Annotated in this window: 13 protein-coding genes and 1 other RNA gene; 9 read left to right on the forward strand and 5 right to left on the reverse strand. The window is 73.3% G+C overall.

The window, feature by feature from the left end:
- Window positions 1–78: 78 nt before the first annotated feature.
- The 8 genes from DEJ22_RS06780 to DEJ22_RS06815 all read left to right on the forward strand — a co-directional run bounded on the left by DEJ22_RS06780 (window position 79) and on the right by DEJ22_RS06815 (window position 8,166).
- Window positions 79–2,730 carry a phosphoenolpyruvate carboxylase gene (locus DEJ22_RS06780; RefSeq protein ID WP_111225904.1) on the forward strand — a complete coding sequence of 884 codons (2,652 nt, stop codon included), beginning with the start codon at window positions 79–81 and terminating at the stop codon, window positions 2,728–2,730.
- Window positions 2,731–2,889: 159 nt separating this feature from the next.
- Complete coding sequence (locus DEJ22_RS06785) at window positions 2,890–3,228, forward strand: STAS domain-containing protein (protein WP_111225905.1); 339 nt, start codon at window positions 2,890–2,892, stop codon at window positions 3,226–3,228.
- Complete coding sequence (locus DEJ22_RS06790; RefSeq protein ID WP_111225906.1) at window positions 3,225–3,638, forward strand: ATP-binding protein; 414 nt, start codon at window positions 3,225–3,227, stop codon at window positions 3,636–3,638. The genes DEJ22_RS06785 and DEJ22_RS06790 overlap by 4 nt, the downstream gene beginning before the upstream one ends.
- A gap of 130 nt (window positions 3,639–3,768) precedes the next feature.
- On the forward strand, window positions 3,769–4,734 hold the full coding sequence (locus tag DEJ22_RS06795; RefSeq protein WP_146241659.1) for a helix-turn-helix transcriptional regulator: 966 nt from the start codon (window positions 3,769–3,771) through the stop codon (window positions 4,732–4,734).
- A gap of 28 nt (window positions 4,735–4,762) precedes the next feature.
- Complete coding sequence (locus DEJ22_RS06800) at window positions 4,763–5,341, forward strand: RBBP9/YdeN family alpha/beta hydrolase (protein ID WP_111225908.1); 579 nt, start codon at window positions 4,763–4,765, stop codon at window positions 5,339–5,341.
- 106 nt (window positions 5,342–5,447) lie between these two features.
- Complete coding sequence (locus DEJ22_RS06805) at window positions 5,448–6,539, forward strand: hypothetical protein (RefSeq protein ID WP_111225909.1); 1,092 nt, start codon at window positions 5,448–5,450, stop codon at window positions 6,537–6,539.
- Window positions 6,540–6,577: 38 nt separating this feature from the next.
- Window positions 6,578–7,435, forward strand: coding sequence for a Nif3-like dinuclear metal center hexameric protein (locus tag DEJ22_RS06810; RefSeq protein WP_111225910.1), 858 nt, complete (start codon window positions 6,578–6,580; stop codon window positions 7,433–7,435).
- On the forward strand, window positions 7,432–8,166 hold the full coding sequence (locus tag DEJ22_RS06815; RefSeq protein ID WP_111225911.1) for a zinc ribbon domain-containing protein: 735 nt from the start codon (window positions 7,432–7,434) through the stop codon (window positions 8,164–8,166). Before DEJ22_RS06810 ends, DEJ22_RS06815 begins: the two co-directional genes overlap by 4 nt.
- A gap of 165 nt (window positions 8,167–8,331) precedes the next feature.
- Here DEJ22_RS06815 and rnpB read toward each other — a convergent pair.
- The 3 genes from rnpB to map all read right to left on the reverse strand — a co-directional run bounded on the left by rnpB (window position 8,332) and on the right by map (window position 10,381).
- Window positions 8,332–8,686: RNase P RNA component class A (rnpB, locus tag DEJ22_RS06820), an RNA gene on the reverse strand.
- A gap of 50 nt (window positions 8,687–8,736) precedes the next feature.
- Window positions 8,737–9,486, reverse strand: a complete 750-nt coding sequence (gene ppgK / locus DEJ22_RS06825) for a polyphosphate--glucose phosphotransferase (RefSeq protein WP_111225912.1) — start codon at window positions 9,484–9,486, stop codon at window positions 8,737–8,739.
- A 31-nt stretch (window positions 9,487–9,517) separates the two neighbouring features.
- Window positions 9,518–10,381: a type I methionyl aminopeptidase gene (gene map / locus DEJ22_RS06830; protein WP_111226381.1), complete on the reverse strand. Its 864-nt coding sequence runs from the start codon at window positions 10,379–10,381 to the stop codon at window positions 9,518–9,520.
- A 221-nt stretch (window positions 10,382–10,602) separates the two neighbouring features.
- On the opposite strand from map, the gene DEJ22_RS06835 reads away from it, so the two are divergent.
- Window positions 10,603–10,782 (forward strand): SPOR domain-containing protein, encoded by a 180-nt coding sequence (locus tag DEJ22_RS06835; RefSeq protein WP_111225913.1) that lies wholly within the window; start codon window positions 10,603–10,605, stop codon window positions 10,780–10,782.
- A 108-nt stretch (window positions 10,783–10,890) separates the two neighbouring features.
- Here the strand turns inward: DEJ22_RS06835 and DEJ22_RS06840 are convergent, their stop codons facing one another.
- Window positions 10,891–11,139 carry a CDGSH iron-sulfur domain-containing protein gene (locus DEJ22_RS06840; protein WP_111225914.1) on the reverse strand — a complete coding sequence of 83 codons (249 nt, stop codon included), beginning with the start codon at window positions 11,137–11,139 and terminating at the stop codon, window positions 10,891–10,893.
- The gene (locus DEJ22_RS06845; RefSeq protein ID WP_258379505.1) at window positions 11,136–12,239 is read right to left on the reverse strand and encodes an iron-containing redox enzyme family protein; all 1,104 of its coding nucleotides are present in this window, start codon (window positions 12,237–12,239) and stop codon (window positions 11,136–11,138) included. The genes DEJ22_RS06840 and DEJ22_RS06845 overlap by 4 nt, the downstream gene beginning before the upstream one ends.
- Window positions 12,240–12,259: the final 20 nt, after the last annotated feature.

The following is a 12,259-nucleotide window of genomic DNA, read 5'->3' on the forward strand; positions in this document are numbered from 1 at the left end:
TCGTCGTCACGTGCGTGCGTGCGCCGGTACAGTGCTGGGGACCCGGGACGCGGTCCCGGCGCAAGGTGAGAGGAACCCATGACGGCGATCGACGGATCGACGCGCCACGGGCGCGCACGGGACGACGTCAGCGGAGCGGTCGACAGCGACCTGCGCGCGGACGTCCGGTACCTCGGCAACCTGCTCGGGCGGGTGCTGCGGGAGACCGGCGGCGACGACCTGCTCCACGACGTCGAGAGCCTGCGTGCCGCGGTCATCGACGCGTACGAGGGCGCTGACGCCGAGGGCGCAGCGCGGGCCGAGGCCATCGTGGCGGGCATGTCCGCCGAGCGGGCCGAGGCCGTCGCGCAGGCGTTCACGACCTACTTCCACCTGACCAACCTGGCCGAGGAGCACCACCGCGTGCGGGTCCTCCGCGCCCGTGGTGACGACGGGGGCCTCGCCGGCGACTCGTTCCCGGCGACGTACGCGTCGCTCGTGGAGCAGGTCGGCGAGGACGAGGCGGCGTCGCGCCTGGCCGACCTCCGGTTCCACCCCGTCCTCACCGCCCACCCGACCGAGGCCCGCCGCCGTGCGGTGACGACGGCGGTCCGGCGGATCACCGACCTCATCGACGAGCGCGACGGGGCGCGCAACGCCACCGCCCGGGCCGAGAACGAGCGTCGCCTGCTCGAGGAGATCACGACGCTCCTCCGCACCTCGCCGCTGCGGACCACCCGCCCGACCCCGCTCGACGAGGTCCGCACCGCGATGAGCGTCTTCGACCAGACGCTGTTCGAGATCGTGCCGCAGGTCTACCGACTGCTCGACGACCGGCTCCTCGGCGACGACGCCGGACGCGTCCCGGTGACCGCGCCGGCGTTCGTGCGGTTCGGCACCTGGATCGGCGGCGACCGCGACGGCAACCCGCACGTCACGGCGGCGGTGACGCGGCAGGCGGCCGACATCGCGGCGGAGCACATCCTGCTCGGTCTCGCGCGAGCGGCGACCCGCATCGGGTCGGCGCTGACGCTGGACGCCGCGGAGACGCCGGCCGATCCCGGGCTGCAGGCACTCGTCGCCGCGCAGGAGGCACTCGACCCGGGCATCGCCGAGCGCATCGGCGTCCGTGCTCCGAACGAGACGCACCGGCGCGCGCTGCTCTTCGTCGCGGCACGCATCCGGGCCACGCGTCGTGGGCAGGACGGCCTCGCCTACGCCGGCCCCGAGGAACTCCTCGCCGACCTCCGCGTGATCCAGACGTCGCTCGTCGCAGCCGGGGCCGTCCGCACCGCGAACGGTGAGCTGCAGAACCTCGTCTGGCAGGTCGAGACCTTCGGGTTCCACCTCGCCGAGCTCGAGGTGCGCCAGCACTCCCAGGTGCACCGGAACGCGCTGGCCGAGATCCGTGCCGGCGGGCCGCTGAGCGAGACCACGGAAGAGGTCCTCGCCGTGTTCCGCACGGTCGCCGACCTGCAGCAGCGGTACGGCGTGCGGGCCGCGCACCGGTACATCGTGTCCTTCACCCAGTCGGCAGCCGACCTGGCGAACGTGCACGAGCTCGCGGTCGCCGCCTGCGGTGACGCCGCTCCGGTGCTCGACGTCATCCCGCTCTTCGAGACCTTCGCGGACCTGCACGCGAGCGTCGAGATCCTCGACGAGGCCGTGCACAGCGAGCCCTTCGAACGTCGGCTGGCGGCGACCGGCCGCAAGCTCGAGGTCATGCTCGGGTACTCCGACTCCTCGAAGGACGTCGGTCCGGTCTCGGCGAACCTCGCGCTGTACGACGCACAGGCGCGGATCGCGGACTGGGCACGGGAGCACGACGTCGAACTGACGCTGTTCCACGGCCGTGGTGGTTCCCTCGGCCGCGGTGGCGGGCCGGCGAACGAGGCGGTCCTCGCGCAGCCGCCGGGATCCATCGACGGCCGTCTCAAGCTCACCGAGCAGGGCGAGGTCATCTTCGCCCAGTACGGCGACCAGGACATCGCGGCGCGGCACCTCGAGCAGATGGCGTCGGCCACCCTGTTCGCCTCGTCGCCCTCGAACGAGGCGCGGACGGCCGCAGCGGCGACCCGCTTCGCGGATCTCGCCCAGCAGCTCGACGACGTGTCCCGGCAGGCGTTCTACGACCTGGTGAAGGCGGACGGCTTCGCCCCGTGGTTCGCCCGGGTCACGCCGATGGAGGAGCTCGGCCTCCTGCCGCTCGGCTCCCGGCCCGCCCGCCGCGGGCTGAGTGTCGAGTCCCTCGAGGACCTCCGCGCGATCCCGTGGGTGTTCTCGTGGACGCAGGCGCGCATCAACCTGGCCGGCTGGTACGGACTCGGCTCCGCGCTCGAGGCCGTCGGTGACGTCGACGTGCTCCGTTCCGCGTACGCCGAGTGGCCCCTGTTCGGCGCGATGATCAAGAACGTTGAGATGTCGCTCGCCAAGACCGACGAGCAGATCGCCCGTCGGTACCTCGAGCTGGCCGACCGCGACGACCTCGCGGCGAAGGTCCTCGACGAGATGCTCCGGACGCGTGACTGGGTGCTCCGCGTGTCCGGCGGGAGCGACGTGCTCGAGGACCGTCCGGTGCTCGCCCGCGCCGTCCGCCTCCGCAGCCCGTACGTCGACGCGCTGTCGCACCTGCAGCTCCGCGCGCTCCGTGCGATCCGCACGTCCGGCAGCACGGACCCGACGGACGGCGACCACCGGCTGCTGCTGCTCACGGTCAACGGGATCGCCGCCGGTCTGCAGAACACGGGCTGATCGACGGACCGCACGACGGGAGGCGCGGTGCCGGCTGGCACCGCGCCTCCCGTCCGTTCGCGGGTGGATCCGGCGACGGCGCGGCGAGGCCGTACCGCTCGACGGCCTGCACCCGGTAGGTTGCAGGGTGCACCCGTACCGAACCGAGGAGGCACGTGCATGGACATCGTCGTACACGAGGCAACGGACGACACTGCCGTCCTCGAGTGCAGCGGCCGCCTGAACATGGTCAGCGCGGGCGCGTTCCGCGAGACCGTGGCCAAGGTGGTCGAGGGCGGTCGCGCCCGGTTGGTCGTCGAGCTGTCCGGCGTCGAGTTCATGGACTCGTCGGGCCTCGGCGCGCTCGTCGGGTGCCTGAAGACCGCGCGACAGGCCGGGGGAGACCTCCGCATCGCCGCTCCGTCGGAGCAGGTGCAGATGGTGCTCAAGCTCTCGAACATCGACAAGATCCTGCGGACGTACCCGGACGGGGACGCCGCGGTCACGAACTGGGGATGACGGTCGCCATGGGCGAGCACGTCCTCGACCTCGCCTGCCCGCCTGACGACGTCACGGCGGTGCACACGTTCCTGTCCTCCGTGTGGGACCGCGAACCGGATCTCTCGCCCGAGGACCGCATGGCGCTCGAGCTCGCCCTGGTGGAGCTCGCCTCGAACGTCATCGAGCACGGAGCCGGCGGCCGCAGCGTGACCTGCTCGCTGCGTGTGGACGTCGGACCGGACGAGGTGCTCGTCTCGCTGACCGACGACGGTGTGCCCGTGCTCGTCGACCCGTCGGCGGCGCACCTGCCGGACGCCCTTGCGGAGGGTGGTCGGGGGCTCGCCCTCGTGCAGATGGTCGTGGACGACCTGCGCTACGACCGCGTGGAGGAACGGAACCGCTGGCTGGTCCGCCGCGGTCGTCACTGACCCGTCGGCGGACGTCCCGCCCCGCATCCGGGGGGAACCCGTGGTCCGGTTCCCGCACGACGACGGCCGATCCGCGCACGTCCACCCGGCGAGCGACCCCCGGTCCGAGCGTGGTGGGACGCTCGGTCCGATGACGACCGACGCGCCCGCGAGCACCCGGCTGCGCACCGAGGCTGCCGGCACCGACCTCGGTGCTGCCCTGCAGCTCTTCTCGGACGCCTACGAGGGCACGCGGTTCACGGCACGTCGGACCGAGCGGCCCTTCGGCTACCGCTTCCGGATGGTCGGTGACGACACGATGTCGTTCCGCACGACGCACTTCGACGCCCAGGTGAGCGGTGCGGCGTCGTCCGGGGACGACCACGTCGTGATGTGGACCACCGACGGGGGTGGGACCGTCGACGTCGGGCGCGACGAGGTCCGGTTCGCACCCGGCACGCCGGTCGTCTTCCCGTCCGGTCGTCCGTTCGTGTTCGACCTCGCGGACGTCCGGCAGCACCTCGTGCACGTCGACCGCCGGTTCCTCGAGGGCATCGCTGCCGAGGTGCACGGTGGGCAGCCCGGGCCGCTCGTCTTCGACCACACGGCCCGGCCGCGCGCCGAGGACCTGCGGACCTGGAACGCGCAGGTCCACCGCGCGGCGCAGGTCGTGCTGGGGCCGGCGGAGCCGTCGCCGCTCGTCCTCGCGGAGACCGCACGGGCGACGGCTCTCGCGGTGCTGCACGCGTTCCCGCACGAGCAGCTGACGCCCGAGGTACCCGTCCCGCAGGGCGCCACGACCCGCGTCCGCGCGGCGATCGAGTACATGCACGCCAGGGCGCACACCCCGATCACGACGACCGACGTGGCCGAGCACGTGGGACTCAGCGTCCGCGGGCTCCAGCAGGCCTTCCAACGACAGGTCGGCACCGCGCCGAACGCCGTGCTGCGCGGCATCCGCATGGACCGCGTGCACGACGAGCTCCTCCGGGGTGCAACCGGACAGCTCACCGTCGCCTCGGTCGCCGTGCGCTGGGGCTTCGCGCACCTCGGACGGTTCTCCGCGGCCTACGCCCAGCGGTTCGGCGAGTACCCCCGCGACACCCTGGCGTCGTGACGCCGAGCGCCCCCGCTACGCTGCCCGCATGAACGCACACCAGCGGCCGGCCGACCAGCACCCGTGGGTCGTCGTGCCGGGCATCTGGGGGTCCGACCCCGAGCACTGGCAGTCCCGCTGGCAGGGCGAGCGCGGGGCGTCTGCCGTGCGGATCGCGCCGGCGTCGTGGTCGGAGCCGGACCCCCGTGACTGGGACCGTGCGATCTCGGTCGCCGTGGCGGCCTGCGATCGTCCACCGGTGCTCGTCGCCCACAGCCTCGGGGTCCTGGCCGCCGCACACTGGCTCGCGGACCACGGCGACGTCGAGGTCGTCGGAGCGTTCCTCGTGGCGCCACCCGACCCCACCGCGCCGGTCTTCCCGGAGGCGGCCCGGGGGTTCCTCGCTCCGTCGCGGCCGGTCGTGGCGCCGACGGCCCTCGTGGTGAGCGACGACGACCCGTACTGCTCGGCCGAGCGTGCCGGGCAGTTCGCGGAGGTGCTCGGCGCCGGGGTGCTGCGGGTGGGGGCGCGCCAGCACGTCAACGTCGCGAGCGGTGCCTGGCCTGAGGGACGACGGTTGCTGGACACGTTCGTCGCGGAGTCGGTCGAGGGTCGCCCGAACGGGTGACACGCCGCTCACCTCTGCGCCGGCACATGACGTGTCGTGCGCTGGGATGCGCGACACTCCGCGGATCTCCCCGGTCCGGGCGTCCGTGATATCTATCCTGCGTCACATGGAGACCCAGCCCGGTGCACGCACCCCCCTCGTCGACCCGTTCGGGCGCGAGCTCGAGGAGTGGCTCCGAGACGTCCCGGCCCCCCGCACGCCGTACCTGGCGGACCTCGTGGTGCCGCCGGTCACGGGTCCCGTGCAGCGGCCGGTGATGCTCTCGGACGCTGCCGCCCGGACCACACCGGAGCCCGCCGCGCCCGAGCAGCCCGCGTCGGTCCCCGCTGCGCCCGAGCAGGTCGCCGCCGAGCAGCCCGCCGCGGACCGGGCCGAGGTCTCGACGTCGTTCCGTCGACGCGACCGCGCCCGCCACGTCGCGGCCTGCGCCCCGTCGTTCCCCGAGCCGCCGGCACGGCTCGCCCTGCGCATCGAGGACCTCGCGGTCGAGGTCTCCGCCGCGAGCGGCCGGACGACCGTCGAGCGCATCGAGCTGCTCGAGGACGAGGTCCGACGCCGCGACGAGGACCTCGCCCGCCTCGCCGCGTGGGAGGTCGCCGTCGCGGACATCGACGACGCCGAGGTCGAGGCCGCTCGCGGCTTCGCCCGCGCCGTCTTCGCCGACCTGCTCGCCGACGCCGCGGACGAGGCCGAGCGGCGCGAGCGCGCCGCAGCCCGGCGTGCCGCCACGGTGCCCGTCCCCACGCCCGTGCGGCAGGCCGTTGCCCCGGGGTCCGCGCGCACCTCGTCGGCATCCTCCCCGGCGGTCCGCTCCCGTCACGTCGACGTCGCCACGACGCCGGCGGTCGCGAGCACGACCGCCGGCGTCGCCGCGGCGACCACCGACGGGCGTGACGAGCCGATCCGTCCGCTCCTGTCCCTCCAAGCCCGCACCCCCGTCTCGGCGAACACGCGCCCGACCCCGCTCGTCCAGCCGGCGACGGGTCCGACCGTCATCGACCGTGCCGCCTTCGCCGCCGCGCTGACCGCGCACGCCGGCACCACGGCGAGCACGCCGGTGGTGCTGCCGGAAGCGGTCTCGGTCCCGACCGTCCACGACGACGCGTCCACGCCGGCGACGGCCGTCGCGGACGGCGCCGACGGTGGCTGGTGGACGCGGCTCGTCTCGCGCCTCCGTGCCCTGTTCGGTCGCCGCTGACGCGCCGGACGGCGCCGGCGGCTCGGTAGACTGACGGGATGCCGACGCTCCGCGACCTCCAGGCCGTCACCGAGGACCTGTGGCCCGCCGCCGGCGCCGAGTCGTGGGACGCCGTCGGGCTCGTCTCCGGCGACCCGGACCAGCGGGTCGACCACGTCCACCTCGCCGTCGACGCCGTCCCGGCCACCGCCGACGAGGCGGTCGAGCTCGGTGCTGACCTGCTCCTGACCCACCACCCGCTCCTGCTGCGCGGCGTGACGACCATCGACGAGACCACCGTGAAGGGCCGCGTGCTCGCGACGCTCGTCCGCGGCGGGACGGCGCTGCTCGCCGCGCACACCAACGCGGACGTCGTCACGACCGGCACCTCCGCCGTGCTCGCCGACCGGCTCGGCCTGGTCGAGCAGCGTCCGCTCGAGCCGGGTGCCGACCCCGCGACGGGCATCGGCCGCGTCGGGGTCCTGCCGACCGGGACCACCCTCGGCGCGCTCGCACGCACCCTCGTCGACATCCTGCCCCCGACCGCGACCGGGGTGCGCGTGTCCGGCGACTTCGACCGCCCGGTGCGCACGGTCGCGCTCTGCGCCGGTGCCGGGGACGCGTACCTCGGGAACGCCGCCGTCCGCGCGGCCGACGTCTACGTGACGAGCGACCTCCGGCACCACCCCGCATCGGAGTTCCGCGAGCAGGCATCGCTCGGCGACGGACCCGCGCTCGTCGACACGTCGCACTGGGCCACCGAGTGGCTGTGGCTCGACGTCGCCGCCGAGCAGCTGCGTCGAGCCGCGGGCGTCCGTGTCACCGTCAGCGACCTGCGCACCGACCCCTGGGACTTCGCCGTCCTGCCGGCGGCCGAGCCCGCCTCCGAACCCGCCCACGAAGGAGACCGACCGTGAAGGCAGCACCCGAGGACCAGGTCGTCCTCCTCGACCTCCAGCGCCTCGACAACGACGTGACCCGTCTGTCGCACCGCATCACCTCGCTGCAGAAGGGCGACCGGCTCACGGAGCTCGGCGCCTCCGCGGCGTCGCTCCGCGCCGAGCTCGCCGCCGCGACCGGCCGCGTCGAGGACGCCGAGCGCGACCTCGCGCGCCTCGAGTCCGACATCGCGAGCGCGCAGGCGCGCATCCAGCGGGACACGACGATGCTGCAGAACGTCACCAACGGCAAGGACGCCGCCGGGCTCCAGAGCGAGATGGACTCGCTCGACCGCCGCGTCGGCGACCTCGAGACCGCCGAGCTCGAGGTCATGGAGCAGCTCGACGTCCACCGCGCCCGCGTCGGCGACATCGAGGCGCAGCTCGCCCAGGTCGACGCCGACCGCGCAGCCCTGGTCGGGGAGCGGGACGCCGAGATCGCTCGTGTCGAAGCGGACCGCCAGTCCGCCGTGGCGAGCCGCGCGGCCGTCGCAGCGAAGGTGCCCGCCGACCTGCTCGCCCTGTACGACCGGCAGCGCGCGCGCTACGGCTTCGGCGCGTCGCTGCTCCAGGGCGGCGTGTCCACCGCGTCGGGTGTGACGCTCACCGCGTCGGACCTGCAGACCATCCGCCAGGCCGCCCCCGACGACGTCGTGCTCTGCCCGGACAGCGACGCGATCCTGGTGCGGACGGCCGAGTCCGGCCTGTAGGGGGCCTGCGGGGTCCCGCCGACGCAGCACCCGACGATGCTCCGGACGGGAGGCGCGCGGCGACACGGCCGTGCGCCTCCCGTCCGTTCGTCGCCGTCCACGCAGCCCGCATCGCGCGACGCCGACGCGACCCGCGGCGCATCCGATCACGGCGGGAGTACGGTGCGAATGGGCCGGCCGTACGCCGGGTTCTGTCCCGCTCTCGCGGTGACGGCCATCTCTCTCGGACCGACGTTGCCGTCGGCCTCCAGCGGTCCACCCGAGGACTCAGCGAGCAGCCTCGTCGTCCTCTGTCTGACCTTGCTCCGGGCGAGGTTTACCGAGCAGGTCCGGTCACCCGGACCCCTGGTGGTCTCTTACACCGCCGTTTCACCCTTACCGACGTCGCCGCCGGCGGTCTGCTTTCTGTGGCACTGTCTCGCGGATTGCTCCGGGTGGGTGTTACCCACCGCCCTGCTCTGTGGAGCCCGGACGTTCCTCGGCACTCCCGGAGGAGTGACGCGACCGTCTCACCGACCCATTCGCACCATCGAGTCTACCCGTGCCGGAGCGGTCTCCGGCCCCGAGCGCTCAGCGCGAGCGCGCCGCCAGGGTCGCCGCGCCGATGATGCCGGCGTTGTTGCGGAGGGTCGCGGGGATGATGTCGGCCTGCAGGTCGAGCAGCGGGAGGAACTCCTCGTGGTGCTTCGACACACCGCCGCCCACGACGAAGAGCTCGGGGGAGAGCAGCGCCTCGAGCGTCGAGTAGTACTTCTGCAGCCGCTTCGCCCAGTGCTTCCAGGACAGTTCGTCCCGCTCCTTGGCCGCGAAGGACGCCCGCGTCTCGGCGTCGTGCCCGTCGATCTCCAGGTGTCCGAGCTCGGAGTTCACGATGAGGACGCCGTCGTTGATGAGCGCGGTGCCGATCCCGGTGCCGAGGGTCGTGACGACGACGAGCCCTTCCTTGCCCTTCGCGGCTCCGAACTGCTGCTCGGCGAACCCGGCGGCGTCTGCGTCGTTGACGAAGTGGATGGACCGCCCGAGCTCCTTCTCGAACAGCGCCTCGGCCTCGAAGCCGATCCACTTCTTCGACACGTTCGCGGCCGACATGGTCTTGCCGTCGCGGACGATCGCGGGGAAGCAGACCCCGACGGGCACGTCGGCGGCCGGCGCGAGCTCGTCGAGGATGGACTTCGCGACCGCGACGATGTCGTGCGGCTTGCCGCCCTCGGGCGTGGCCTTCTTGATCCGGTCGGTCTGCAGTTCGCCGGTGGTGACGTCGACGATCGCGCCCTTGATGCCCGTACCGCCGATGTCGACGCCGACTGCGAGGGTGGTCATGGGTGTGCCTTTCTGGGGGAAGGGGGTGCCGTCAGGAGACGGTCAGGAGTTCCGCGCCGCGCTCGGTGACGACGAGGGTGTGTTCGAACTGTGCGGTCCAGGACTTGTCACGCGTCGAGACGGTCCAGTCGTCCGACCAGATGTCCGCGTCGATGCCGCCGAGCGTGAGCATGGGCTCGATGGTGAACACCATGCCGGGCTCGATGACGGTGTCGTACTGCGGCGCGTCGTAGTGCGGGATGATCAGGCCGGAGTGGAACGCCCGCCCGACGCCGTGCCCGGTGTAGTCACGGACGACGCCGTAGCCGAAGCGCTTCGCGTAGGCCTCGATCGCCCGGCCGATGACGTTCACCTGTCGCCCGGGTGCGACGGCCTTGATGCCGCGCTCGAGTGCGGTGCGTGTCCGGTCGACCAGATCCTGCACCTCCTGCGACGCCTGCCCGACCACGAAGGTCCGGTTCGTGTCGCCGTGCATGCCGTCCTTGTAGGCCGTGACGTCGATGTTGACCAGGTCGCCCTCCTGCAGCACGGTGTCGTCGGGGATGCCGTGGCAGATGACCTCGTTGAGGCTGGAGCAGAGGGACTTCGGGTACCCGCGGTACCCGAGCGTCGACGGGTAGGCGCCGTGCGACACCACGAAGTCGTGCCCGATCCGGTCGAGCTCGTCGGTGGTGACGCCCGGGCGGATGGCCTCGCCGACGGCGTCGATGGCCTGCGAGGCGATGCGGCCCGCCGTGCGGATGCGCTCGACCTCGTCCGGCGTGTAGGTGTCGCCGAGGCCGTGCTCGTGCGGTTCGGCGCGACCGACGTACTCGGGGCGCTCGATGTCCTCGGGCACGGGGCGCTGGGGGGAGATCCGGCCGGCGGTCAGGTGTCCGTGTGCGTCCCGGGGCATGCCGACCACTCTAACCGGGTGTGGCAGCGCGTCGTCGCCCAGGCCGCCGTGCCCGCCGCGACACCGGCGGCTCGTCGAGACGCCGCCGTCCCGTCGAGACGCCGCCACATCCGGAGGCGTCTCGAGGGGACGCGGGCGTCCGACGGTGACGCCGGCGTGTCCGCGTGACCGCGGTGGCCCGCACGCGGCCGCACCGACCGCCGCGTGGGTACGGTGGCGCCATGAGCGACGAACGCATCGAGTCCCAGTGGTGGTTCAACGAGAAGACGCACGAGGTCGAGCAGGGCCCGCAGTCGCCGCAGCGCGACCGCATCGGGCCGTTCGGGACGCGTGAGGAGGCGCAACACGCCCTGGACCGCATCAAGGCGAACAACGAGCGCTGGGACGACGAGGACCGCTGAGGTCCGCCCCCGACCGGTGACGGACGCACGGCGGTGAGCACGCGCAGCGACCGTGCCCGCAGCGTCCGTGCCCGCAGCGCGGACCCGCAGCGCCGCGCGTCCGGCTCGTCAGTCGGCGGACGCGTCCCGCTCGTCGACGCCCGGCAGCTCGGGTTCGGTCCGGAACCCGATGATCTTGTGCGTCCCGTCGCAGTACGGCTTCAGGGTCGACTTGCCGCACCGGCACAGCGCGACGGTCCGTCGCCGCCGGGGGAGTTCCTGTCCGTCGGGGCCGACGATGCGCACGGCGCCGCGGAGCAGGAACGGCCCGTCGGGGTAGGCGACGAGCTCTGCCTCGTCCTCCTCGCGCCCCGTCACGCGGGGACCCCGTCAGCGGGCAGCGGACGGCGCAGGGACGACGTGCCCGACTCCCAGGCGTTGAGCACGTGCGCGCCCACCATCCCCTCGACCACCAGGCAGGCGGCTGCGCCGAACAGGACGTCGCCGAGCAGTGCGGGGTCGGCGGCGACGAGCCCGCCCGCGAGGTCGCGGCCCGCGATCTGCTCGTGGACCGCGTCCGCCTCGACGTGCTCGTCGAAGTACCACGTCGCGTCCTCGTCGAACCCGTTGCGCCGGAAACCGTCGCCGTAGAGCCGACTCGGCACCGACGACGTCATCTCGAAGGCCGCGAGGTGCCCGACGACCGCTCCGCGCAGCCGACGGTGCAGCCCGAACAGGCTCATCGTGTTGAGCGCGGCCAGCGTGATCGCCGGCACCAGGTCGACGTACCGGCCGTAGGAGTCGTCCAGTCCCGCGGCGCGGACGGTCCTGGCGAAGATCGCCGAGTGGATGCGCTTCGGTCGCCCGCCGCCGTACTCGTCCGACTGGATCTCGACCAGGGCCGACTTCGCCCGGCCGGACAGCCGCGGGATCGCCCAGCTGTGCGGGTCGGCCTCCTTCAGCGTGTAGATGCTCTTCTGCACGAGGAACTCGCGGATGTGCTCCCGGTCGGCCTTGCGCGCGACCCAGCGGGACAGGCTCGGCCCGCTGTCGGCCGCGGTGAGCGCGAACAACGCCGCCGACACGGCCTCGGCCGTCGGTTCCGGGCGCTCGGGGAGCGGGACCACGGCGCGGACCGCCGCCTCGTGTGCGGTCTCGAGCACGGCGCGGGCAGCGAGCAGGGCGGGGTCCCACTCGAGGTCGTCGTCCACGCCGACGATGCCGCCGTAGTGCAGCTCGTAGAGCAGGAAGAGCGTGAGCTGCACGTCGTCGTCCGTCAGGACGTCCTCGGCGCGGTCGACCGCTGCCGTCGCCGCGTCACGGAGCGCGTCCGGACCGGGCGTCCCGGCACCGGGTGTCCCTGCACCGGGCGTCCCGGTGGTCAGGGCGTCGATGAGGGCTGCGCTGAGCGGCCCTCTCGCCTCGGGGACGGGCATCGGGGTCTGGGTGAGGACGTCGGCGTCGTCGAGGACGGCCATGCAGGGCTCCGTTCGCTGCG

Origin of the sequence: Curtobacterium sp. MCSS17_007, from assembly GCF_003234175.2 — a bacterium.
Lineage (GTDB): Bacteria > Actinomycetota > Actinomycetes > Actinomycetales > Microbacteriaceae > Curtobacterium.

Bases quoted from the DNA above. Each gene is read 5' to 3' on its own strand.
- ppgK (WP_111225912.1), bottom strand. From the start codon at position 9,486: ATGACCACCCTCGCAGTCGGCGTCGACATCGGCGGTACGGGCATCAAG.
- DEJ22_RS06790 (WP_111225906.1), top strand. From the start codon at position 3,225: ATGACGGTCGCCATGGGCGAGCACGTCCTCGACCTCGCCTGCCCGCCT.
- DEJ22_RS06780 (WP_111225904.1), top strand. From the start codon at position 79: ATGACGGCGATCGACGGATCGACGCGCCACGGGCGCGCACGGGACGAC.
- DEJ22_RS06805 (WP_111225909.1), top strand. From the start codon at position 5,448: ATGGAGACCCAGCCCGGTGCACGCACCCCCCTCGTCGACCCGTTCGGG.
- DEJ22_RS06810 (WP_111225910.1), top strand. From the start codon at position 6,578: ATGCCGACGCTCCGCGACCTCCAGGCCGTCACCGAGGACCTGTGGCCC.
- DEJ22_RS06785 (WP_111225905.1), top strand. From the start codon at position 2,890: ATGGACATCGTCGTACACGAGGCAACGGACGACACTGCCGTCCTCGAG.
- DEJ22_RS06795 (WP_146241659.1), top strand. From the start codon at position 3,769: ATGACGACCGACGCGCCCGCGAGCACCCGGCTGCGCACCGAGGCTGCC.
- DEJ22_RS06835 (WP_111225913.1), top strand. From the start codon at position 10,603: ATGAGCGACGAACGCATCGAGTCCCAGTGGTGGTTCAACGAGAAGACG.
- DEJ22_RS06800 (WP_111225908.1), top strand. From the start codon at position 4,763: ATGAACGCACACCAGCGGCCGGCCGACCAGCACCCGTGGGTCGTCGTG.
- map (WP_111226381.1), bottom strand. From the start codon at position 10,381: ATGCCCCGGGACGCACACGGACACCTGACCGCCGGCCGGATCTCCCCC.
- DEJ22_RS06845 (WP_258379505.1), bottom strand. From the start codon at position 12,239: ATGGCCGTCCTCGACGACGCCGACGTCCTCACCCAGACCCCGATGCCC.